Source organism: Mesorhizobium sp. B2-3-7, from assembly GCF_006442695.1.
Classification (GTDB): domain Bacteria; phylum Pseudomonadota; class Alphaproteobacteria; order Rhizobiales; family Rhizobiaceae; genus Mesorhizobium.
The window spans coordinates 200,366-223,389 of the sequence record NZ_VFVV01000002.1; the positions used below are offsets into that span (position 1 = coordinate 200,366).

22 protein-coding genes are annotated in these 23,024 nt (G+C 66.0%); 17 read left to right on the forward strand and 5 right to left on the reverse strand.

Translation table 11 applies throughout. From position 1 onward, the window contains the following. Positions 1-103 precede the first annotated feature (103 nt). The 8 genes from FJ940_RS04900 to FJ940_RS04935 all read left to right on the forward strand — a co-directional run bounded on the left by FJ940_RS04900 (position 104) and on the right by FJ940_RS04935 (position 7,734). Positions 104-1,372 carry an extracellular solute-binding protein gene (locus tag FJ940_RS04900; RefSeq protein WP_140514572.1) on the forward strand — a complete coding sequence of 423 codons (1,269 nt, stop codon included), beginning with the start codon at positions 104-106 and terminating at the stop codon, positions 1,370-1,372. Positions 1,373-1,422: 50 nt separating this feature from the next. Further along, positions 1,423-2,355 carry a sugar ABC transporter permease gene (locus tag FJ940_RS04905; RefSeq protein ID WP_140514575.1) on the forward strand — a complete coding sequence of 311 codons (933 nt, stop codon included), beginning with the start codon at positions 1,423-1,425 and terminating at the stop codon, positions 2,353-2,355. Then, a complete protein-coding gene (locus FJ940_RS04910) occupies positions 2,352-3,209 on the forward strand; it encodes a carbohydrate ABC transporter permease (RefSeq protein ID WP_140520924.1) in 858 nt (285 codons plus the stop codon). The genes FJ940_RS04905 and FJ940_RS04910 overlap by 4 nt, the downstream gene beginning before the upstream one ends. Further along, a complete protein-coding gene (locus FJ940_RS04915) occupies positions 3,206-3,943 on the forward strand; it encodes a PIG-L family deacetylase (protein ID WP_140514580.1) in 738 nt (245 codons plus the stop codon). Before FJ940_RS04910 ends, FJ940_RS04915 begins: the two co-directional genes overlap by 4 nt. After that, positions 3,940-4,815: an ROK family protein gene (locus FJ940_RS04920; RefSeq protein WP_140497694.1), complete on the forward strand. Its 876-nt coding sequence runs from the start codon at positions 3,940-3,942 to the stop codon at positions 4,813-4,815. The genes FJ940_RS04915 and FJ940_RS04920 overlap by 4 nt, the downstream gene beginning before the upstream one ends. Beyond that, the gene (locus tag FJ940_RS04925; RefSeq protein ID WP_140497696.1) at positions 4,812-5,582 is read left to right on the forward strand and encodes a GntR family transcriptional regulator; all 771 of its coding nucleotides are present in this window, start codon (positions 4,812-4,814) and stop codon (positions 5,580-5,582) included. Before FJ940_RS04920 ends, FJ940_RS04925 begins: the two co-directional genes overlap by 4 nt. A 39-nt stretch (positions 5,583-5,621) precedes the next feature. Further along, positions 5,622-6,413: an SIS domain-containing protein gene (locus tag FJ940_RS04930; protein WP_140514582.1), complete on the forward strand. Its 792-nt coding sequence runs from the start codon at positions 5,622-5,624 to the stop codon at positions 6,411-6,413. 286 nt (positions 6,414-6,699) lie between these two features. Then, positions 6,700-7,734, forward strand: a complete 1,035-nt coding sequence (locus FJ940_RS04935; RefSeq protein WP_140514584.1) for a LacI family DNA-binding transcriptional regulator — start codon at positions 6,700-6,702, stop codon at positions 7,732-7,734. Here FJ940_RS04935 and FJ940_RS04940 read toward each other — a convergent pair. Both FJ940_RS04940 and FJ940_RS04945 read right to left on the reverse strand, forming a co-directional pair. Beyond that, positions 7,722-8,672: an alpha/beta hydrolase gene (locus FJ940_RS04940; RefSeq protein ID WP_140655886.1), complete on the reverse strand. Its 951-nt coding sequence runs from the start codon at positions 8,670-8,672 to the stop codon at positions 7,722-7,724. The two genes, FJ940_RS04935 and FJ940_RS04940, sit on opposite strands and share 13 nt — an antisense overlap. 23 nt (positions 8,673-8,695) lie before the next feature. Then, entirely contained in the window at positions 8,696-9,844 is a 1,149-nt protein-coding gene (locus FJ940_RS04945; protein WP_140514586.1) for a Gfo/Idh/MocA family oxidoreductase, read from the reverse strand. A gap of 178 nt (positions 9,845-10,022) precedes the next feature. Here FJ940_RS04945 and FJ940_RS04950 point away from each other — a divergent pair, with 178 nt between their 5' ends. The 6 genes from FJ940_RS04950 to FJ940_RS04975 are packed head-to-tail and all read left to right on the forward strand — an operon-like array spanning position 10,023 to position 15,302. Beyond that, positions 10,023-10,844 carry a sugar phosphate isomerase/epimerase gene (locus tag FJ940_RS04950; RefSeq protein WP_140514587.1) on the forward strand — a complete coding sequence of 274 codons (822 nt, stop codon included), beginning with the start codon at positions 10,023-10,025 and terminating at the stop codon, positions 10,842-10,844. A gap of 4 nt (positions 10,845-10,848) precedes the next feature. Beyond that, positions 10,849-11,925: a Gfo/Idh/MocA family oxidoreductase gene (locus FJ940_RS04955; RefSeq protein ID WP_140655578.1), complete on the forward strand. Its 1,077-nt coding sequence runs from the start codon at positions 10,849-10,851 to the stop codon at positions 11,923-11,925. Next, positions 11,925-12,746 (forward strand): sugar phosphate isomerase/epimerase, encoded by an 822-nt coding sequence (locus FJ940_RS04960; RefSeq protein WP_140655581.1) that lies wholly within the window; start codon positions 11,925-11,927, stop codon positions 12,744-12,746. Before FJ940_RS04955 ends, FJ940_RS04960 begins: the two co-directional genes overlap by 1 nt. Continuing rightward, a complete protein-coding gene (locus FJ940_RS04965) occupies positions 12,743-13,576 on the forward strand; it encodes an alpha/beta hydrolase (protein ID WP_140555535.1) in 834 nt (277 codons plus the stop codon). The genes FJ940_RS04960 and FJ940_RS04965 overlap by 4 nt, the downstream gene beginning before the upstream one ends. Further along, on the forward strand, positions 13,573-14,295 hold the full coding sequence (locus tag FJ940_RS04970; protein ID WP_140520915.1) for a ribulose-phosphate 3-epimerase: 723 nt from the start codon (positions 13,573-13,575) through the stop codon (positions 14,293-14,295). Before FJ940_RS04965 ends, FJ940_RS04970 begins: the two co-directional genes overlap by 4 nt. Further along, positions 14,292-15,302 carry an ROK family protein gene (locus FJ940_RS04975; RefSeq protein WP_140655584.1) on the forward strand — a complete coding sequence of 337 codons (1,011 nt, stop codon included), beginning with the start codon at positions 14,292-14,294 and terminating at the stop codon, positions 15,300-15,302. The genes FJ940_RS04970 and FJ940_RS04975 overlap by 4 nt, the downstream gene beginning before the upstream one ends. 114 nt (positions 15,303-15,416) lie before the next feature. Here the strand turns inward: FJ940_RS04975 and FJ940_RS04980 are convergent, their stop codons facing one another. Further along, positions 15,417-16,745: a dicarboxylate/amino acid:cation symporter gene (locus FJ940_RS04980; RefSeq protein ID WP_140520913.1), complete on the reverse strand. Its 1,329-nt coding sequence runs from the start codon at positions 16,743-16,745 to the stop codon at positions 15,417-15,419. A 323-nt stretch (positions 16,746-17,068) separates the two neighbouring features. Here FJ940_RS04980 and FJ940_RS04985 point away from each other — a divergent pair, with 323 nt between their 5' ends. The 3 genes from FJ940_RS04985 to FJ940_RS04995 all read left to right on the forward strand — a co-directional run bounded on the left by FJ940_RS04985 (position 17,069) and on the right by FJ940_RS04995 (position 20,756). Then, the gene (locus tag FJ940_RS04985) at positions 17,069-18,874 is read left to right on the forward strand and encodes a sensor histidine kinase (RefSeq protein ID WP_140655587.1); all 1,806 of its coding nucleotides are present in this window, start codon (positions 17,069-17,071) and stop codon (positions 18,872-18,874) included. After that, positions 18,871-20,262 carry a sigma-54 dependent transcriptional regulator gene (locus tag FJ940_RS04990; RefSeq protein ID WP_140655590.1) on the forward strand — a complete coding sequence of 464 codons (1,392 nt, stop codon included), beginning with the start codon at positions 18,871-18,873 and terminating at the stop codon, positions 20,260-20,262. Before FJ940_RS04985 ends, FJ940_RS04990 begins: the two co-directional genes overlap by 4 nt. A gap of 65 nt (positions 20,263-20,327) precedes the next feature. Beyond that, complete coding sequence (locus FJ940_RS04995) at positions 20,328-20,756, forward strand: GNAT family N-acetyltransferase (RefSeq protein WP_140655593.1); 429 nt, start codon at positions 20,328-20,330, stop codon at positions 20,754-20,756. Here FJ940_RS04995 and FJ940_RS05000 read toward each other — a convergent pair whose 3' ends face one another. Next, entirely contained in the window at positions 20,757-21,872 is a 1,116-nt protein-coding gene (locus FJ940_RS05000) for an anhydro-N-acetylmuramic acid kinase (RefSeq protein ID WP_140655596.1), read from the reverse strand. Then, positions 21,872-22,873 carry a serine hydrolase gene (locus tag FJ940_RS05005; protein ID WP_140655599.1) on the reverse strand — a complete coding sequence of 334 codons (1,002 nt, stop codon included), beginning with the start codon at positions 22,871-22,873 and terminating at the stop codon, positions 21,872-21,874. Before FJ940_RS05005 ends, FJ940_RS05000 begins: the two co-directional genes overlap by 1 nt. Positions 22,874-23,024: the final 151 nt, after the last annotated feature.

Sequence of the window (23,024 nt, forward strand, 5' to 3'; positions counted from 1 at the left end):
CGGATGCTGCTATGTCATTATAATGACTTTCCTGAGGAATGACTCTCCGCGGCGTCGATAGGGCCGTGGGACGCCAAGGACAGATAAAAATGGGAGACTGGCAATGAGCATGCTTTCAATTCACCGACGCGCAGCCCTTGGCCTGATCGGCGGCCTTGCCGCCTGCGCTGGCCTGTTCACCAGCCTGCCGGCGCGGGCCGACAGCACGGTGACGCTGTGGAGCTGGCGCACCGAGGACGAAGCCGCGATGCGCCGCATCTTCGATGCCTTCGAGGCCAAGAACCCAGGCATCAAGGTCAACATCCAGTTCACGCCGGATGCCGACTACCAGAACCGCCTGAGCACGGCGTTGCGTGGCGGGCGCGGGCCCGACATCGCCCAGCTCAAGGCCTATGGCGAATTGCAGCCTTTCGTCGAGGCGGGCTATCTCGACGCGCTCGACGAGAGCGTGCCGGAACTGAAGAGCATGCCGGACGCAGCCCTTGGCGGCGCGCGTGGGCGCTCCGACGGCAAGCTCTACGGCGTGCCCTATTCGGTGCCGATGATGGGCGTCTTCTACAACAAGGATATCTTTGCCGCGCAGGGCATCGAGGTCCCCAAGACCTACAAGGATTTCGTCGCCGCCTGCGACAAGCTGAAGGCGGCCGGCATCACGCCGATCGCCACCGGCGGCGCCAACGGCTCGGCGTGGGAGCTGGAGATCGGCGTCGGCGTCATCGGCCCGACCGTCTACGGCCCCGGCTTTTACGACGAGATGATGACCGGCAAGGCGACCTTCGAGGATCCGCGCTATGTCGCGGCGCTGAAGCGCTTCGCCGAGCTGAAGCCTTATTTCCCCGACGGCTTCGCCGGGATCGACTACACCACCGCCACCCAGCAGTTCATTGGTGGCAAGGCCGCGATGTTTCTTGGCGGTTCGTTCGAGAATGGCAGCTTCAAATCGCAGAACCCGAAGCTGAAATTCTCGATCTTCCCGTTCCCGGCCGACGATGCGGGGGCAAAGCTCTACACCTCGGCCTTCTCGGACGGCTCCTACGGCCTCGTCTCCGAAAGCGCGAACAAGGAAGCCGCGATCAAGGTGCTGGACTTCATGGCCTCGGCCGAATTCGCGCAGATGTTCGCAGACGAACTCGGCTGGCCGCCGGCCCGCACCGATGTCACGGTGAAGGACCCGGTATTGGCCGAGATGATGGAGATGTCGAAGAACTCGACGCCCTACCTGACGCTGGTCGGCTTCCGCTGGCAGTCGCCGACGGCCTCTTCCGTCCTGCAAGCGGAGATCATCGACATGGTCGAAGGCAACATCGCACCGGAGAAGCTGGCGGCCGACATGCAGGCCGCCGTCGCCACCTGGTTCAAGCCGAAGCAGTAAGGAGCCGGGCCGGCCGCAATGCGGCCGGCCTCCCACCGGGCAAGCCACGCATGATCGATCGTCGCCGCAAAAGCAGCCTGAAGCGAACGCAGCAGCGCATGGCCGTGCTTTTCATCCTGCCGGCGCTGGCCGTCTACGCCCTGTTCGTCCTCTATCCCCTGGCGATGTCGCTGTGGGGCAGCTTCTTCATCTGGAAGGGGCTGCGCATCACCGAGTTCGCCGGCCTGTCGAATTTTTCGCGCCTGTTCGTCTTCCCCAGTAGTGCCAGGCTCTACGGCGCCCTCTGGCACAACACCGCCTGGTTCTTCGGCATCATGGTCTTCCAGAACGGCATCGGGCTGCTGTTTGCCTGGCTGCTGTTCCTGCGCGACAGGGGTGCTGCCTTCTTCCAGTCGGTTTTTTTCTTCCCCGCGGTGCTGAGCCCGGTCATCGTCGGTGCGCTGTGGCGCCTGCTGTTGGCGCCGGGCGGCGTGGTCGAATGGGCGCTGAACGGGCTTGGCCTGCATCAGGGCAGCCTGACCGTGCTTGGCAACAGCCACACCGCGCTGGCCATGCTGGTCGCCGTCGACGCCTGGAACTGGATGGGCCTGCCGGTGCTGATCTACACGGCGGGCCTGCGGCAGATTTCGGGCCAGATCTTCGAGGCGGCGAAACTCGACGGCGCCGGCAATGCGCGCATGCTGTTCTCCGTCGCGCTGCCCTTGCTGATGCCGGCGCTGGGCACGCTGACGACTTTGTCCTTCATCAACACCTTCAACCAGTTCGACATCGTCTATGTGATGCAAGGCGTGCAGGGCAATCCGAGCTATTCGACCGACACGCTGGTGACCTATTTCTACAGGCTGGCCTTCGGCGCGGAGGGCGCCGTCGGCATCACCGACATCGGCCTAGCGCTGGCGTTGGGCACCATGCTGTTCCTCATCCTCAGCGTCGGCACGCTGTTGATGCTGCGTTTTTTCGACCGCCGCACGGTGCAGCTATGAGCGCGCTGACCATGGCAGGCAATCCCGTGATCTCGCGCCGGCTTTCGCGGCTGCCCGGCTGGACGGTGCTTGCCCTGTGGACGGCGGCCGTGCTGCTGCCGCTCTACATCCTCGTCGTCTCCTGCTTCAAGTCGACGGCCGAAATCTACGACAACCGGCTCGGCCTGCCGGCAAGCTGGGCCTTCGACAATTTCGTCAACGCCTGGACGCGCGCCGACCTCGGCCACAATTTCATCAACAGCCTGATCGTCACCGCCGGCGCGGTCATCCTCACCATCGTCGTCTCGGCCATGGCCGCCTATCCGCTCAGCCGCTATCGGCTGGGCTGGAACGCCATCATGCTCGGCCTGTTCCTGTCCGGCATCATGCTGCCGATAAGGCTCGCCTCGGTCGAGCTGTTCACGCTGATGCGCAATCTCGGCCTGCTGGATTCCCTGACCGGACTGATCCTCGTCTATTCGGCGATCCGCATTCCCTTCGCCGTCTTCATCTTCGCCAATTTCATGCGCGTCCTGCCCTCCGAACTCGACGAGGCGGCACGCATGGACGGCGCCGGCGAGGTCCGCATCCTGTTCCAGATCATCCTGCCGATGGTGAAGCCGGCGGTGTCGATCGTCGCCATCTTCACGGCGATCGCCGTGTGGAACGACTTCTTCTTCCCGCTGATCTTCATCTTCGACGACCGCTACAAGACCGTGCCGCTGGCCATCAGCGTCTTCGTCGGCCAGTACCGCACCGATTGGGGCCTGGTGTTCGCCTCGCTGGCGATCTCCATGGCGCCGATCCTGATCATGTATTGTCTGCTCGCCCGCCAGATTCGAGAGGGCGTAGGCGCCGGGGGAGGCATGAAATGATCGAGGACAGGATCTATGCCGCCAAATCCATCCTGGTCGTCGGCGCGCATGCCTTCGATGCCGAGGTGATCGCCGGACCGCTGGCGGCGGCCGCCGTAATGAGGGGCGCCACGGTGACGTTCCTGCACCTGAGCATGGGCGAGCAGGGCCATCCGTGCCTGATCCCCGAGCACTATTGCGCTCAGAAGGAAGAGGAAGCGGGCAGGGCCGCCGCTCGCCTCGGCGTCGCCATGCGCAATCTTGGCCTGCATGACGCCTTCCTGCCTTCCGATGACGAGACGGCGCTGAAACTGTGCGATGTCATTCGCGAGCTGAAGCCGGAAGTGGTCATAACCCATTGGCATGGCAGCTGGCACAAGGACCATCGCGCCGCAGCCAAGCTGACGCAGACCGGCATCTTCTTCGCCGCCCTTCCGACTGTTGCGCGCGACCATGCCGCCTTTACGCCGGGCTTGCTGCTGTTCGGCGAGAACTGGGAGGACGATGACGGTTTCCGCCCCGAGCACCTGGTCGACGTCAGCGACGGCTTCGAGGCGTGGAGCGAGGCGGTGCATGAATACGAGCTGGCGCGGGGCCTGAGCAGCTTCCCCTATGTCGATTACTACAGCGCGCTCTACCGTCTGCGCGGCTGCCTGCGCGGCACGCGCCATGCGCAGGCCTTCGCGGCGGCCTCGCATTCCTGGAACGCCGGCAGCGGTCTGTTCGCGCCACCGGCTGCCGGAGGGCGCCGATGACGCGGGTTCTGGCCATCGATCTCGGCGGCACAAATCTGCGTGCCGCCGTCCAGTCCGGCAATGTCAGCGCGCTGGAGAGGCCGAGCCGCGAACCGGCGCCGGCAAGCCTTGATGCCTTCGTCGCCCGTATCGCGGCGCTTTGCGCCGAGGCTGGCGCGGTCAAGGCGTTGGGCCTGGCGGTGCCAGGTCTCGTCGAGGGGTCGGTCTGCCGCTGGATCCCGAATCTCCCTTGGCTCGACGGTGTCGACATCGCGGCGCTGTTCCCGCAATTGCGCGTCGCCGTTGGCAATGACGCGCAGATCGCCCTGCTGGCGGAAGCCGTTGAAGGCAGCGCGAAGGGCATGTCGGATGCGATCCTGCTGGCAATCGGCACGGGCATAGGCTCGGCGGTGCTCGCCAACCACCGCATCGTCGCCGGCACGCATGGCGGCGCCTGCTCGTTCGGCTGGGCCTGCGCCGACATCAAGGACCATGGCGAGGAGCGCAGCGGCTGGCTGGAGCGCGTTGCATCGGGCCGTGCGCTTGACGCGCTTGCCGGTCAGGTCGGCCTTGCCAGCGGCCGCCAGCTGATCGCGGCTGCCCAGGCGGGCGAACTCGCGGCACAGACCTTGCTCGAGCTGCCGGCGCGCCGGCTGGGCACCGCGCTTGCCGGCGCCGTCGCGCTGCTCGACCCCCAGGTGATCCTGGTTTCCGGCGGCCTTGCCGATGCGCTTGACGTCATCGGACCGCCGCTGCTTGCCGCGCTGCGGCGCCAACTGCCGCCGCATCTGCGCGGCATTTCTCTCAAGGCTGGCGCGTTCGGCCCTGGCGCAGGCCTGGTCGGTGCGGCAGTGGCCGGGCAGGCCGGAAGCGGGTGGAGACAGATCCGATGAGTGAAGCCAGTTTTCAGCAGCCGGATCGCAGAAGGCCCGAGCCGCTCTGGTATCAGGTCGAGGAGGCCATCCGCGCCATCGTCAAGAGCGGCGAATGGGCGACGGGCGACCAGATCCCGGCCGAAGACCGGCTGGGCGCGCTGTTCGGGGTCAGCCGCATCACGCTGCGCCACGCTTTGCGCAATCTGGAGGAAAGCGGATTGCTGCGCCGCGAACACGGACGCGGCACCTTCGTGCGCTCCACCACGCTCGTCGCCGGCACCCGCGAACTGACGAGCTTCACTCAGGAGATGGGCAATATCGGCGTCGTTGCCGGCTCGCGCCTGCTCGATTGCAGCCTCACCACCGCCAATGCGGCAGCGGCCGGCGCGCTGGAGATTGAGGAGGGTGACCCGGTGGTGCGCATCCGGCGGCTGCGGCTCGGCAACAACGAACCGATCGGCATCCAGACGGCGCAGCTCTCAGCCGCACGTGTGCCGGGCTTCCTCGACGCCGGCCTGCTGCAGGGATCGCTGTACGAGGCGCTGGAGCGCCACTACGGCATCGTGCCGGTGGCGGCGCGCGAGAATTATCGCGTCGGCGCGGTTGGCGCGGCGGATGCCGAGCTGCTCGATCTGCCGATCGGCAGTCCGGCTTTCGTGGTCGAGCGTATCGCCACCGACGAGCGCGGTCCGTTCGAGTTCACCGTCTCCATCATGCGTGGCGACCGCTACGAGATACGCTCGACGCTGCGCGCCGGGCGCGTCCCGTCAAATCCGCGAAGCTGATCCATCATCACCCAAGCAGACACTAACAGGAGTACCCACGTGTCCGACCTCTACATTCACCGTCTCGCCGCCCTCATCGACCAGGCAGCGAAAACCAATGAAGCGGCCTTTGCCCAGGCAGCCAGCCGCTTTGCCGACTCGCTTGAAGGCGGCGGTCTGATCCATCTCTACGGTTCAGGCCATTCGGTGCTGCCGGTGCAGGAAGTGTTTCCGCGTTACGGCAGCTATGTCGGTTTCAACCCGCTGACGGACCCGCGCGTGATGTGGCACAATGTGCTCGGCGCCGGCGGCGTGCGTGAGCTGCTGTGGCTGGAGCGCACCGAGAAATACGCCGAAAAATTCCTGGATCATCAGCCGCTCAACAAGGGTGACTCCATCATCATCTTCGGCCACAGCGGCCGCAACTCTTCCGGCATCGATACGGCGCTCTATGCCAGGAAGCGCGGCATCTTCGTCGTTGCGGTCACCAGCAAGAACAATCTCGACAAGCCCGCGACGCACTCCTCCGGCAAGCGACTGGCCGACGCGGCCGATCTCGTCATCGACACCTGCTCGCCGATCGAGGATGCGATCGTGCCGGTCGAGGGCTGGAGCCGTCCGGTGTCGGGCTCGTCGACCGTGCTCGCCATGATCCTGGCGCATGAGCTGGTCGCGCGTACCGCCGAGCAGCTCGCCAAGCGCGGCATCGAACTGCCGGTCTTCGCCTCGCCGACGATCGCGGGCGTGACCCTGCACGACACCGATGTCATCTACGGCGTCTACCGCGAACGCATGCTGGAAGCGCAGAAAAAGCACCTGCCGGCCTTCCAGGCGACGATGCGGGGCGAATGATGTTCGGGGGCGGGAGGCGTCGCGGACGCCTCCCGCCCATGGATGCGCCCAATGCGAGCTTATCATCGTCGATGCAAGACCGGGCCTATCCCCTTGGCTTCCTTCTGAAGCTCCAGTGCCGCTTTGAAAGCGTCAATAAATAATTTGACGCGCGTAATGACTCTGCGATCCATTGGGAACCGTTAAAACTTGACTGGACAAGTTCGGTCGAGCATTGCTGCTTCCAGGCAACGGCCGCGTGACTGGTGTCGGCCGGGGCGGCGAGGGCAAGGGACCCTGAATATCGATGGCGGAAAAGACGCACCGCACGATGGATGACTTCGCCCGGGCGTGCGGCGTGTCACGGCCGACCCTGTCGAAATATTTCGATGATCCGGCAAGCGTCAAGCCGGCGACGCGCGCCCGCATCGAGGCCGCGCTTCGCTCCTCGGATTATCAGCCGAACCTCTTCGCCCGCAATCTCAACCGCAAGCGCACCCGCAATGTCGGCATCGTCGTGCCGGCGATCACCGATCCGTTCTATGCCGAGATGGTCAGCCGCATTGAACTGCGCTGCCGCGACGAGGGTTTTTGGCCGATCGTCATCTCCTCGCACGGTTCGCCCAGGCTTGAGTCGGAATCGGTCAAGACGCTCACCTCGCTGAAGGTGGCCGGCGCCATCGTGGCCCCGCTGGGATCGGTCTCCGAGCCGGGCGTCTTCGAACGGATGGGCAAAGACATCCCGATCGTCTATTTCGACACCTATATCGAGGGTGACACGCCCTTCGTCGGCAACGACAACCACCAGAGCACGTCGATCATGGTCGATTATCTCTGCCGGTCCGGCGAGCCGCCGGTGTATGTCGACATCCCGCACGTCAACCACAATTCGGGCGAGCGACTGCAAAGCTATATCGAGACGATGCGGGCCGCCGGCCTTGAGCCTGTCGTCATCAACGCGGCGCGTGACTACACCTGGGACTTCGAGCGGATCGGCCATGAATGGATGGAAAGGACGCTCGAGAAGGGAGGCCTGCCTGGCCGCACCATTCTGTGCGCCAATGACCGTCTCGCCTTCGGCATCATGTCGGCCGCCTTCACGCGCGGGCTGAAGATCGGCCGCAAGCCCGATTGCGATTTCCGTGTCGCCGCCCATGACGACCACCCGTTGAGCCGCTACACCTGTCCGCCGCTCACCACCATGGCGCAGGACTTCGCCGCAATGGCCGGCCGCAGCGTCGAGATCCTGCTGGCCTTGCTCGACGAGGCCCGCCCGCCCGCGCATGACCTCGTGCGAAACGTCAAGCTCGGCGCGACCCTGGTGATGCGTCAGTCGGCCTGAGCGCGCGTCTGCAATTGGAGCCAGGCGGCGGCCTCGCTCATCGCTTGCCGCGCGGCGAGAATATAGCGGCCCATCGAGACGAAGCCGTGGATCTGGCCCGGCCAGTGCCGCAGGACCAGCGGCACCCCTTCAGCGAGCAGGCGTTCGCCATAGGCGGTCCCTTCGTCGGCCAGGATATCGTGACCGGCGGTCACGACAAACGCCGGCGCCGCGCCTGCAAGGCTCGGTGCCAGCAGCGTCGAAACGCGCCAGTCCTTGATGTCGTCCGGGGTGCGCACATAGTGGTCGCGGAACCAGGCCATGGTGGCGGCGGTCAGTCCAAACCCGTTGCCGAAACGGCGGTAGCTGTCCGCCGTCTGGCGGGCATCGGTGTTGGGATAGATCAGGATCTGGGCAGCAAGCGGCGGTGCTTGCCCATCGCGGGCGAGCAGTGCCAGCACGGCGGCAAGATTGCCGCCGGCGCTGTCGCCGGCAACGGCGATACGGGCAGGATCGATGCCGAGCTCCCCGGCGTCTTGCGCCATGAAGCGGAGCGCTGCCGCGCAGTCTTCGAGCCCGGCGGGGAATTTGTGCTCTGGTGCCAGTCGATAATCGGGGCAGACGACGAGGGCATTGGCCAGATTGGCCAGCCAGCGGCAGATCTCGTCATGCGAATCGAGATTGCCGATGACCCAGCCGCCGCCATGCAGATGGAGCACGGCGCGCGCGCCGGTTCGCGGTGCGCCGATGCCGCGATGGATGCGGATCGGAACCGGGCCGTTCGGTCCGTCGATCTGCCGCTGCGACGTCGCCGCGACCGGCTCATGTTCGCCCTGCTGCGCCGGGAACGAAGCGTTGTAGGCGGCCCGCGCCGCCGCCACGCTGCCGTTCTCGAACGGCGCACCGCCGGCCGCGCGGCCGATTTCCAGGGCACGCAGAGCATCAGGATCGAGCGTCATCGCAATCTCCGTCATGATTGCATCTAGGCGAGCAGGTCGCGCGCCTCGTCCTCCGAGAGTAGGGCCGGCTGGACGACATCGCCAGCAATGGCGACCGGGTTTTTCGTTTCGCCGGAGTGCAGGATCGCCTCCATGATCTCCAGCACATGCAGCGCCAGAGTGCCGGACGCGCGGGGCGTGGCACCTGTCGCGAGCGAACGCACGAGGTCGGCGACGCCGAGCATGCGATAGTTGGCGCGGTCGGGCGCGGCATAGGGCCAGTTGCGGGCGCCGTAGAGTTCGCCCTCGCTGGGGAAATCCTTCCACTCCGCGCCGCGCTCGGACAAGGACACGGTGCCGCCGAACGTGTCGGGGTCGGGCAGGCGCAGCGAGCCCTCCGTGCCGTGCAGTTCGATCGGATGGTTGGAGTGCTTGAAGACGTCCCATGAGGCGCCGAAGGTGACTGTCGCGCCTGACCGGAATTCGAGCAGCGACAGCACGTTGGTCGGCGTGCCGACCTTGAAGGTCGTGTTCTTGAACGGTCCCTCGGCTGATATCAGCCGCTCCTGCTGGCCCCGCGTCGCCATTGCCATGACGCGTTGGACGGGACCGAGCAAATTGACCAGCATGGTCAGATAGTAGGGGCCCATGTCGAACACCGGGCCGCCGCCCGGCTGGTAGTAGAATTGTGGGTTGGGGTGCCAGTGCTCCATGCCGCGGCCCATCATGAAGGCTGTGCCGGTCACGGCGCGGCCGATGGCGCCTTCATCCATCAGGCGGCGCGCCCGCCGCCCGGCGGCGCCGAGGAAAGTATCGGGGGCCGAGCCGAGCAGCAGCCCTCGCTTGGCCGCCTCCGACACCAGGCGGCGCCCGTCGCTGGCCGAGGTCGCCAGCGGCTTTTCGGTAAACACATGCTTGCCCGCCGAAAGCGCCGAAAGCGAAACGTCGAAATGCGCAGCCGGGATGGTCAGGTTGAGGACGAGATCGATCTCGGGATCGGCCAGCATGGCGTCGACGCCGAGCGCGCGGATGCCATATTCCTTCGCCCGCAGCGCCGCCATGTCGGCCGAGATGTCGGCGCAGGCGCGCAGCTCGATGCTGCCGAAGAGGGCGGCATTGCGCAGGTAGGTCATCGAGATGTTGCCGCATCCGACGACGCCGATCCCAAGCTTCGTCTTCGATCGTCCGTGCATTTTCTGTGTCATTCCTCCGATGCGGCCACGCTCTGCCGGATCCATTGCGCCGGCAACGGATCACTCCCCGCAAGCCGCTATACAACATTTTGAATATTGACGCGCGTAAAATTTTTATAGACCATGCGAAACCCAGGGGCGCCAAGGAAACCCAGGGCAGCGTCAAGGAATGAACAACATGACGAAGACGAAGCTCAAGGTCGGCTGCCAGACCTTCACCTGGGAAATGCTCGGCAAGGCCTGGACCGGCGGCCCCGACGATCTCCTGAAGGCGATCGCCGATGGCGGCTATGCCGGCATCGAAATCACCGACACCATGATCGGCCGCTATGCAGGCAAGCCGACGGAGTTCGCCGCGGCGCTTGGAGCATCCGGCCTGACGCTGGTCTCCTTCGCCTTCGGTTCGAAAAGCGGCTTCACGCTGAAGGACGAGATCGGCGCCGATCTCGAAACCGCGAGGCGCTGGATCGATTTCGCTGCCGCGTTCCCAGGTGCGCTTGTCTCGATGGGCTCGGCGACCGTCGTCTCCAACGGCTCGCGCGACGACAAATTCGCTATCGCCGCGGAGGTCTACAACAGGGCCGGCGAGCTCGGGCGCAAGGCCGGCGTCCAGGTCGCAGTGCATCCGAGTTCGCACCACAACACGCTGCTGTTCGACCGCGCCGACTACGACGCGATCTTTGCCTTGCTCGAACCCGACCTGGTCGGCTGGGTGCCCGATACCGGCCACATATTGCGCGGCCACAAGGACATGGCCGATACGCTTACCACCTACCGCGACCGCATCCGCTACATCCATCTGAAGGACGTCGACGCCAAGGGCGATTGGGCGATGCTGGGTAAAGGCGTCTGCGACACCCGTGAAGTGATCGAGATCGTCGGTAGGGCGCCGCGCTTCAACGGCTGGCTGGTGCTTGAGGAAGAATCCGACACGGCCGCCGCCGATCCTGCCGGCGCGGTCAAGACCAACCGCCAGACGATGCGCGGCTACGGAGCCTGAGACGATGATCAGGAAACAGGACAGGCGCCTCAGGGTCGGCGTGCTCGGCTGCGGCCCCATCGCGCAGTTCGCGCATCTGGAATCCTGCGTCAAGGCAGGCAATGCCGACCTCTACGCCATTTGCGACGCCGCGCCCGACCTGCTCGCCCGCATGGGCGCCACCTACGAGCCGCGGAAGATGTATGCCGACTATGACGAGATGCTCGCCGATCCGGAGCTGGAAGCGGTCATCGTCGCCACCTCGGACGCCTATCACGTGCCGATGTCGATCAAGGCGCTCGACGCCGGCAAGCATGTGCTGTGCGAAAAGCCGATCGGAACTTCGGTCGAGGAAGGCGAGGCGCTGGCGGCGGCGGTGAAACGCTCCGGCAGGATCCTGCAGGTCGGCCACATGAAACGCTTCGATCCGGCGCTGGAGGCGGCGCGCGACTTCGTCCGCGACGAAATGGGCGAGGTGCTGGCGCTGAAGGCCTGGTATTGCGATTCCACCCACCGCTACACCAATACGGATGCGGTGCAGCCGCTGCCTGTCACCAGCAAGCTGGCGAAGAAACCGTCCGGCAATCCGAAGGCGGATCTCCGGCAGTATTTCATGCTGGCGCACGGCTCGCATCTGGTCGATACGGCCCGCTTCCTCTGCGGCGAGATCACGGCCGTACGCGCCCGTCTCAACGAACGCTTCGGCGCCTATTGCTGGTTCGTCGAGACCGAGTTCGCCAGCGGCGCGCTCGGCCATCTCGATCTCACCGTCGCCGTACGCATGGACTGGCACGAGGGTTTCCAGCTCTATGGCGAGAACGGCTCCGTCATCGCCAAGACGTTCAATCCCTGGTACTTCCGCGCCAGCGAGGTCGACATCTTCCATGAGAAGGACGCGACCTCGCGAAAACCGCTCGGCGCCGACGGCCATTTCTTCCGTCGCCAGCTGGAAGGTCTCGCCGACACGGTGCTGAACGGCGCGCCGATGCGCGGTGCCAATGTCGAGGACGGCATTGCCTCGATCCGCGCCATGGTCGCCATTGCCCGCTCCGTCGAGACCGGCGAGCGGATCGAGCTCGCTTCGGTCTCGGGTGCGGTCTGATGCGTCTCGGCATCTTCGCCAAGACCTTTGCGGGCACCGAGCCGGCTGTTGTGCTGGAAGCAGTGCGGCAGGCGGGCTATGAGACGACGCAATTCAATCTCGCTTGCGCCGGCCTGCCGTCGATGCCCGATGCGGTGCCTGACGCAGCCATTTCGGCCATTCGCGCCGCCGCCCGATCAACAAGCGTATCGCTCGCCGCCCTGTCAGGCACCTACAACATGGCGCATCCAGACAAGGCGGTGCGCGACGATGGTCTTTGCCGCCTTGCCGTCGTCATCGATACAGCCGCCGCCCTCGACATTCCGCTGGTCACGCTCTGCACCGGCTCCCGCAATGCAGCCGACCAATGGGCCTATCATCCCGACAACGCCACACCGGCCGCCTGGTCCGACATGGCCACTGAGATGGAAAAGGCGCTGGCGCTGGCCGAAGGGGCAGGCGTCGATCTCGGCATCGAGCCCGAACAGGCCAACATCGTCACCTCGGCGAACGATGCCACCCGCTTGATCGCCGACATGGGCTCGAAGCATCTGAAGGTCGTGCTCGATCCGGCGAACCTGTTCGAGCATGCGACGCCGGGCGAGGCGCGCGCCATCGTCGCGGCGGCGATCGACGAGGCCGCTGCCCATATAGCCATGGCGCATGCAAAGGACAGGCATGGCGACGGCCGCTTCGCCACAACAGGGGAGGGCATTGTCGATTTTCCGGATTTCGTCGCGCGGCTGAACGCTGTGAAATTCGATGGCCCGCTTGTCACGCACGGATTGTCGGCCGACGAAGCTCCCGCCGTCGCCGCGTTTCTGCGCGGGCTGCTCCGATGAGCGTCGCACCGACAATGATGCTTCGCGACGATGCTGCGCTTCGTATCTTCGACACGGAGCAAGGTAGGCTTTCCGTCGTCTTCCAGCACGGTCTCGGCGGTGACGCCGCCCAGGTGGCGCAGAATTTTCCCGACAGCCCGTCGCGACGCCGGCTCACCGTCGAATGCCGGGCCCAAGGCGGCTCCGGTGCCGGCCATAAGCGCCCCTTTTCGATCGCCATGTTCGCCGACGACGTGCTGGCCGCCGCCGATGCGGCCGGCATCGAACGCTTCGTCGCCGGCGGCATCTCGATGGGTGCGGCGATCGCGCTGCGCCTGGCCGTCCGGCATCCCGAGCGCGTCAGCGGCCTGGTGCTGGTCCGGCCTGCCTGGGCCTTCGACGCGGCCCCTGAAAACATGCGTCCCTATGCGGCAGTGGCCGAGCTCATCCGAAACCGTCCGCCGAACGAGGCGCGCGCCATCTTTGCCGCTTCGGCCACGGCGGCCCGGTTCCGCGCCGAGGCACCCGACAATCTGGCGTCCTTGCTCGGTTTCTTCGAACGCGACAATGCAGCGGACTTCGCCGAAATGATGCAGGCAGTCGCCGGCGATGGACCCGGCGTCTCGCGTGGCGTGGCCGGCTCGCTCGCTGTCCCCACACTGGTCATCGGCAGCGGTACCGATCTCGTCCATCCGTTGGCGATTGCGCGCGAACTGGCGAAGACAATCCTCAACGCGATCTTCACCGAGGTGACACCGAAGGCCACCGACAAGGATCGCCACTTCGCCGAAATCCGTGCCGCGATCGGCGGCTTTCTCGATAAAAATTTCAACAACCAGGACCAGTCATGATCTCGAAACTCCTTTCAGGCCCGGCCGCCATCGCCGCATTGCCGCGCGATCGTCTGATCGCCGAATTCTCGCTGTGGTCGGCCGATCTCGCCAATTTCGAGAGCGACCTCAGGCGCATCGAACCCTATGTCGATCTTCACCACATCGATGTCGCTGACGGCCACTTCGCGCCGTCCTTCCTGTTCTTTCCCGATCTGGTCGCTCGCATCGCCAAGCTGACGGCCAAGCCCATCCATGTCCATCTGATGGTCGACGGGACAATCGTCGGGGAACAGACGCGCCAATTCATCGAGGCCGGCGCCGACATGATCAGCGTCCATGCCGAGAATGGCGAAGCAGGATTGCGCGCTGTGCGGCTGGCGCGCGAACTTGGCGCCGAAGCCGGCGTCGTGCTGCGGCTGGAAACGCCGGTCGAAGCGGTGAGGCCCTTCGTGTCCGAAGTCGCGTTCGTCACGCTTCTGGGAACCGCGATCGGCGTCAAGGGGCAAGGCCTTTCGGAGAAAGCCTGCGACAGGTTGGTTGAGGCCCGCGCCATCCTGCGCAAGACCGGACGCGAGGCGGACGTGGTTCTTGCCGCCGACGGCGGCATCCGCCATGAGACGGTGCCGCTGCTGCGTGCCGCGGGTGCCGAGACCGTGGTTCTTGGTTCGCTCGCCTTCGGTGACAAGGATCTGGCCGGCCGCATTGGCTGGCTGCACGGGCTGAAAGTCGCGGCATGAGCAACGAGGCCGCTCTCGCGATCGATCTGGGCGGCACCGAGCTTCGTGCCGCCCTGGTCGACCGTGATGGCAAGATACTGGCGTTCGCGGCGGTGCCGACGCAGGCGCAGGCCGGTCCCGAAGTGGTGATCGGCCAGATCGAGGCTCTCGCCGCGACCATCCATGCCGAGGCGCCGGCGCTCGCCATCCTCGGTGTCGGCGTCGGCGCGCCGGGACCGCTCGATCCGCTGGCCGGCATCGCGGTCGGGCCGCCGACGCTTGCCGGCTGGCTGGACGTGCCGCTGGCCGACATCCTCGAGCGGCGGCTCGGCCTGCCGGTGCGGCTGGAGAACGACGCCAATGCGGCAGCGCTCGGCGAGTGGCGCTTCGGCGCCGGCCACCGCGCCCGTTCGCTCGTCTTCGTCACCGTCTCGACTGGCATCGGCGGCGGCGTCGTCGTCGACGGGCGCATCCTGCATGGCCGCCGGGGTCTTGCCGCCGAGATCGGCCACATGACCATAACCAACGAAGGCGAGCGCTGCATATGCGGCGTCGTCGGCTGTTTCGAGGCCATCGCCTCGGGCACCGCGCTCGGCCGCCGCGCCAATGCCGCGACGTCGGCCTTCGACGGCTCGACGCTGCGCCGCCTCTCGGCTAATGCCGAGGTGACGGGCCGCCATGTCGTCGATGCAGCGCGGCTGCAGGACGATCTCGCCCTGGCCCTGCTCGAGGAGGAAGCGCGCTGGCTGGGCGTCGGCTTCACCAACCTCCTGCATCTCTATTCGCCCGACGTGCTGGTCGTCGGCGGCGGCATCGCCAATGGCCTCGATCTGATGGCTCCGGCAATAGAGGCGACAATCCGCCAGCGCGCCATGCGCGCCTATCGCGACGTGCCGGTGGTTCAGGCCCAGCTCGGCCGCCACGCCGGGCTGGTCGGCGCGGCAAGCCTTGTCCTGTTCGACGACGGCACGGCCCGCGTGCCTGTCGAAGGGCCGAACAGATATCCCGGACATGGGGAGGGACACTGATGGCCGGGCTGCGCGGCGTGCGCAAGTCCTGCCGCCTCACACGGTGAACACACGAAAAATGGCCGGAGGCAGCAATGCCTCCGGCCATTTGCTATCGCTATGCGGCCGCTGCGATTACTCGGCTGGAACGATGTCCGCCGGCAGGCTGTCGTCGGCCGTTCCCGCCAGCGCCCTGGCCAGCTTGGCCTCGTCGAGCTCGCCTTCCCAGCGCGCCACCACCAGCGTCGCCACCGCATTGCCGACGAAGTTGGTCAGCGCCCGGCATTCCGACATGAAGCGATCGACGCCGAGGATAAGCGCCATGCCGGCGACAGGCACGGCCGGCACCACCGAAAGCGTGGCGGCAAGGGTGATGAAGCCGGCGCCGGTGATGCCGGCCGCCCCCTTGGAGGAAAGCATCGCCACCAGGAGCAGCAGGATCTGGTCGCCGAAGGAGAGGTGGATGTTCGTCGCCTGCGCGATGAACAGCGCGGCCAGCGTCATGTAGATGTTGGTGCCGTCGAGGTTGAAGGAATAGCCGGTCGGGATGACCAGGCCGACCACCGAGCGCTTCGCGCCGGCCTTCTCCATTTTCTCCATCAGCGAGGGCAGTGCCGCTTCCGAAGACGAGGTGCCCAGCACCAGAAGCAGCTCCTCCTTGATGTAGCGGATCAGCGACAGGATGGAGAAGCCGTTGTAGCGGCAGACGGCGCCCAGCACGATGAACACGAACAGGAAAGCGGTCATGTAGAAGGTGCCGACCAGCATGGCGAGGTTGATGACCGAGCCGATGCCGTACTTGCCGATGGTGAAGGCCATGGCGCCGAAGGCGCCGATAGGGGCTGCCTTCATCAGCACGCTGACCAGCTTGAACATCGGCGCCATCAGCGCCTGCAGGAAATTGAGCACCGGCGCGCCCTTGTCGCCGACCAGCGCCAGCGCAATGCCGAACAGCACTGAAAAGAACAGCACCTGCAATATGTCGCCGTCGGCGAAGGCGCCGACGATGGTGGCAGGGATGATGTTCATCAGGAAGCCGGTGACCGACTGGTCGTGCGCCTTGGCGGCGTAGCTGTTGACGGTCGCGGCGTCGAGCGTCGCCGGGTCGATGTTGAAGCCGGCCCCGGGCTGCACGACATTGGCCACGATCAGGCCGATGATGAGCGCCAGCGTCGAGAAGGTGAGGAAGTAGAGCATCGCCTTGCCGGCGACGCGGCCGACCTTCTGCAGGTCGCTCATGCCGGCAATGCCGGTGGCGACCGTCAGGAAGATGACCGGGGCGATGATCATCTTGACCAGCTTGATGAAGGCGTCGCCAAGCGGCTTCATGCTCTCGCCGAGCGACGGATAGAAATGGCCGAGCAGGATGCCGACGGTGATCGCCACCAGCACTTGCACGTAGAGTTGGGCATAGAGCGGCTTGCGCTGCGCGGCGGGCGCGCGTGATTGGTCTGCCATGTGCATCTGCTATCTCCCTGGCCGGAGGGAACGGCACGCGCCGCCCCGCAAGACTTCTCCCATCGCGGCGCTCCGGTCGCTCGCCGCTGTCGGGAGTTTTGCAAGCGCCGTGCCAGATCGAGAAAAGGCCGGAACCCTGGGTTTCCGGCGGTTTTGTCCCCGCTTCGATGGAGGCCTGTGCGGATTTCCGCACTCACCCTTGTTTGCCTGGGCGGAGTTTCGCATTACAGTGGCTGCTGAACAGCGAACGGTGGAGAGGGCAGACGCCGCAGGCAGGCACCGATAGCGCATACCCGGAGTTCGCCGGCCGCGACCTGCTGCGCGAAGCGATGGCCAGGCTGCGTGACGGCCGCTGGCTCATTCTCCTGATCGGCCTGGCAATGCTGGCGGGAGCGGTCGCGATTGCCGGGCGCCTTGCCGCCAACCAGGCTGCCGGCGATCTGCGCGACGGAGCACTGGCAGCCTTGCCGCTGGCGGCGGGCACCTTGACCGGCGAAATCGAAAAGCAGCGTCTCGTTCCCTTGGTGCTGGCACGCGACGATGCCGTGCGCGACGCGTTGCGCCGGGCCAGCAAAACGCAAGAGACGGCGCTCGACGACAAGCTCCGGGCCATTGCCGCCGATGCCTCGGCATCCGCCATCTATGTCATCGACACGGCAGGCATCGCGATATCGGCCAGCAACGCCGGCGAGCCGGGCAGCTTCGTCGGCATCGACTACAATTTCCGCCACTATTTCACCGACGCCATGACCAAGGGCGCCGCCAGCCAGTATGGCCTCGGCACGATCAGCGGCAGGCCGGGACTTTATCTCGCCAGCCGCGTCGATGACGGCAAGACGCCGCTCGGCGTTGCCGTACTGAAGGTCGAACTCGACGGCGTCGAAGCCAATTGGCGCTCCAGCGGCTTTGTCGTCTTCGTCACGGACGAGCGCGGTGTCGTGCTGGCGACCAGCCGGCCCGAGTGGCGGTTCCACGCGCTTGCGCCGCTCTCGGCCGCGGATGCCGCGACAGCTCACGCGCAGCTTCAACTTGCCGAAACCGGCTTCGAACCGCTGCCGATACGACGCGGTGCCGGTGACGGCCTGGCGACAATCGACAATGCCGGAAAATCGCGCCAGTTCGTCGAAGTGGCGCAGGACCTGCCCGGCGCCGTTCCCGGTTGGCGTCTGTGGCTGCTCACGCCTGCCGATGCCGCTTTGACGTCGGCCGCCAACACGGCACGCCTGACCACGCTGCTGGCGCTGCTGTTCACGGGTTTACTTGCCTACGTGCTTCTCAGGCGCCGCCGTGCGCGCCGCGTGAGGCAGGAAGCGCTGGCGCGCATGAATGCCGAGCTGGAGAGCAGGGTAAGCACGCGAACGGCGGAACTGACCCGCTCCAACATGGCCCTTGCCGGCGAGATCGCCGAGCGCGAAAACGCCGAGGCCAAGGTTCGCCGGCTGCGCGACGACCTCGCCCAGGCCAACCGGCTTTCCATCCTCGGCCAGATCGCCGCCGGCGTCGCGCATGAGATCAACCAGCCGGTGGCGGCGATACGCACCTACGCCGAGAATGCCGGCCGCTTCCTGCATGGCGGCAGGGTCGAATCCGTCTCGGGCAACCTGACATCGATCGTGTCGATGACCGAGCGCATCGGCGCCATCACCAGCACGCTGCGCACCTTCGCGCGGCGGCCAGGCGTCGCCGCCTCGCCATTGCCCGTGCGCGAAGCGATCGACGGCGCGCTGTCGCTCCTGTCCGGCCGCATCCGCGATTCCGGCGTGACCGTCGTCAAGCCGCGCGGCACCGCCTCGCCGACGGTCATGGCCAGCCGAATCCGGCTGGAGCAGATCCTGGTCAATCTCTTGCAGAATGCGCTGGATGCCCTGAAGGACCGGCCCGATCCGCGCATCGAGATCGAGCTTGCCGAGCGCGACGACAGGGTGCTGGTTTCGGTGCGCGACAATGGACCTGGCCTCGGGCCGGAAGCGGCCGGCAATCTGTTCATGCCGTTCCAGACCACAAAGGAAAAGGGGCTTGGCCTCGGTCTGGTGATCTCGCAGGAGATCGCCCAGGAACTGGGCGGCACGCTGCGCCTCGATCCGGGCAGCACGAAAGGCGCATCCTTCACCATAGATCTGAGGCGAATTGAATGACTGAGGGATCAGGGCTGGTCGCGCTCGTCGAAGACGACGCGGATCTGCTTCACGCCACCACGCAATTGCTCGAGCTTGCCGGCTTCGGCGTGATCGCGTTCAAGGCCGCGGAGGCAGCGCTTGCCGCCGTCGACCGGGATTTTCAGGGCGTGGTGGTCAGCGACATCCGCATGCCCGGCATGAACGGTTTGCAGCTGTTCGATCGGATCAGGGCGATCGACATCGACATACCGGTGATCCTGGTCACCGGACATGGCGATATTGATCTCGCGGTGGCCGCGCTCAAGGATGGCGTCTACGATTTCATCCCGAAACCCTATGCCGGCGAGCGCCTTGTCGAAGCGCTGAAGCGGGCAAGCGAAAAGCGGCGGCTGGTGATGGAGAACCGGCGGCTGCACGAGGCCGCCGCGCAGGCCGCCGACGGCCTGCCGCTGATCGGCGAGGCGCCCGCCATCCGCCGCCTTCGCGAGACCTTGCGCCAGATCGCCGACATGGATGTCGACGTGCTGGTGGAAGGGGAGACCGGCACCGGCAAGGAGGTGGTGGCGGATCTCCTGCACCGATGGAGCCGGCGCCGCGCCAAGCCTTTCGTGGCGCTGAATTGCGGTGCCCTGCCGGAGACCGTCATCGAGAGCGAGCTGTTCGGCCACGAGCCGGGTGCGTTCACCGGGGCGCAGCGGCGGCGGATCGGTCGCATCGAGCATTCGAGCGGCGGCACGCTGTTCCTCGACGAAATCGAATCCATGCCGCCGCCGCTACAGGTCAAGCTGCTGCGGGTGCTGGAAACGCGCAGCCTCACCCCGCTCGGCTCCAACGAAACGCGCCGCCTCGATCTGCGGGTCGTCGCGGCAACGAAGGTCGATCTAGGCCGGCCGGACCAGCGCGGCGATTTTCGCGAGGATCTCTATTTCCGCCTCAACGTCGTGACGCTGCGCATCCCGCCGCTGCGCGAGCGGCGCGGCGACATCCCGCTGCTGTTCGGGCATTTCCTGGGCAAGGCTTCGCAGCGTTTCGGCCGTCCTGTCGCGGCCGTGAATGCCGCGGTGAGCGACCATCTCCAGTCGCATGACTGGCCGGGCAATGTGCGCGAGCTCGCGCATTTTGCCGACCGGGTCGCGCTTGGCCTCGGGCCCGACGAGGAGGCCAGGGCAACGTCCGCGCGCTTGCCGGAGCCCTCGGCGGCGCTGCCCGAACGGGTCGGCCGCTACGAGGCGCAACTCATCCGCGAGGCCTTGCGCGATCATGCCGGCGACGTGCGCGGGGCCATCGACGCACTCGGCGTGCCGCGCAAGACTTTCTACGACAAGCTCAAGCGCTACGGCATTTCCGCCTCCGAATTCCGCAATGGTGGCGACCCGGACCGGCAAGCTGTTCGGGAACGGACATAGGCGTTGCGCAGGCGCTCCAGCCTTCGTAACTCTGTTCGTATTCCGTTGCGCATTTCGGATGAGCCATGATCACGACACTTGAGACGACGGCAACCCCCTTGCCCGAGGAACTCGCCTTTCTCGGCGAGCGTTTGATGGCGTTCAACGACGGCGATGTCGGCGCTTCCGAAAGGAAGGCCCTTGCGGTGTTCGTGCGTGACGAAGCCGGCGCGATTGTCGCGGGCATTTCGGGATACACCGCCTGGGGCTGGCTTTACGTGCAATGGCTGTGGGTCGACGAAAGGCTGCGCGGCCGGCGCATGGCCGGCACGATGCTGGACGCGGCTGAGAAGGAGGCGATGGCGCGCGGCTGCCAGAACGCCTGGATCGACACCTTCAACCCCAACGCCGCCAGGGTCTATCGGCGCCAGGGCTATCAGCCCTTCGGAACACTCGCCGATTTCCCCGTCGGCCGCAGCCGCGTCTTCCTGCAGAAAAAACTGTCGGCGGGCTGATCAACCGGCCAGCCGTCCGCCGCGCATCGGCTGCGGCGCGCCCGTCGTGCTGGGAAAGCTGATCGGCAGGCCGCGCAGTACGCGCACCGCCAAAAAGGCAAAACACTCCGCCTCCACCGCGTCGCCGCTCCAGCCGAGGCTTTCGGCCTGCACCACCTCCACACCGGCGCGGCTGGCGATCATTGCCATCATCGTCGGGTTGTGGCGGCCGCCGCCGCTGACCACCAGTCTTTTCGGCCGGCTCGGCAGAAGATCGAGTGCCTTGCCGACCGCGGCGGCGGTGAAGGCGGTCAAAAGCGCGGCGCCGTCCTCGGCGCTCAGGCCATCCGCCATGGTGGCGCCGAAGTCGAAACGGTCCAGCGATTTCGGATAGGGTTTGGTCAAATAGGGGTGTTGCAGCAGCTTGGCGAGCCGGGCTTCGTCGACCGTTCCCGCCCGGCCAAGCGCGCCGTCGCGGTCCATTTCGCCGAGCCCCTTCGACTTGATGAAATCGTTGAGCGGCGCGTTGGCGGGGCCGGTGTCGAAGGCAACGACATTGTCGCCGCCGTCCCACCAGGTGATGTTGGCGACGCCGCCGAGGTTCAGCACGGCCACCTCGCCGCTGGCGCCGGCGCTGCGCATCAGCGCGGTGTGATAGGCGGCCGCCAACGGTGCGCCCTGTCCTCCGGCGCGCATGTCGGCAGAGCGGAAATCATAGGCAACCTTGGTGCCGAGGATCGCATGCATCAATTCGCCATCACCAAGCTGCCGGGTCTGGCCGAGCCGGCCGATTTGCGGCGCGCGATGCAGTACGGTCTGGCCGTGGAAGCCGACGACGCCGATATCCGCCATCGTCATCCCATAATCTTCTACGAGCTCCTTGACCGCCGCCGATTGCGCGCGCGTCAGCGCCTCCTCGGCCTCGCGGAAGATCGCCGGCTCCGGTCCGGCAAAATTCCAGGCCCGCGCCTGCTTAAGCGTGTCTTCCAGCAGCGAGCGGATCGACGGGGGGTAGGGCATCAGCCGGTAGGTGCCGAAATCGTCGATGCGCTCGCCATCGGTCTTGATCAGGGCGACATCGATGTTGCCGTCCAGCACGGTGCCGGTCATCAGGCCGATGGCCCAGATGGATTCCATTATCGAACTCCGTTGATGAGATCGCCGACCGCCTGGCGAAGCGCGACGATTCCGCTGTCGAAGTGACGTGTCGGATGGATCCGGTTGGTAAGCAAGGTCCAGGCCTTTCCCTTGTCGAAGTCGATCCACAGCCCCGTACCGGTAAAGCCGGTGTGGCCTATCGTTTGCGGGCTGCACAAGGCGCCGCCGGACCAGCCGTCATAAGGACGCTCCCAACCATGGGTGCGGGTGGCGGACAAGGGCGTGCGCATCGGCGCGATCGACCGTTCGGATGCGCCGGTCAGCAGCCCTTGGGCGAAATCGAGCACCGAGGCCGCCGTGCCGAACAGGCCAGCATGGCCGGCGCCTTGCAACGCCGCGCAATTGTCGTCGTGAACCTCGCCGGACAGAACGCGATGGCGCCAGGTGCAGTCTTCTGTTGCCGCGGCGAGATCTGGCTCGGCAGACCACGCAAAGCCCGGGCCGGCCTCTATGTCCCGGATGCTTTTTCCCGACAGCCGTTCGAGCGCAAAGCCGAGCAGGATGAAATTGATGTCGGAATAGACCGGATCGCGGGCCCGCCATTCCCGTTGCAGGATGAAGGCGCGCAGCAAGTCGGGGTCGCGCCCGTAAGTGTAGATCGGTTCGACGGCCGGGAAGGGCGTCTGGTGCCCGAGGCACTGGCGAAACGTCACCTTCCGCTCCCAGGCACTCGCGTCATATTGGCGAAGGTCCGGCAGCACCGAGACGAGTGGTGCGTCGAGATCGATGGCACCGTCCTGAGCCAGCGCCAGAATGCGCGGCGTGGTGAAGATCACCTTGGTCAGGGATGCCAGGTCGAACCAGCTCTCCTCACGCATCGGTCGCTGCTTAGGCACGAGTTGGGCTGAGCCGATCGCCCTGGTGATGCGGTCGCCATTCCTGTCAACAATGCCGAGCACGCCACCGGGGATGCGCTTGGCGGCAACTGCCGCTGCGAGTGGTTGGAACGCGCGGTCGAAGATCTGGGCGAGGTTGGTCAATGCGGGCCTCCTGAAAGGCCGAGTTCCGTCACACCCCCCTCTGCCCTGCCGGGCATCTCCCCCGCAAGCGGGGAGATTGGCAGAGTTGATGTCCCGCCAGCCTTCCACCATTGGAGATTGGCGAAGGCCGAGGCGACATCCGATCTCCCCC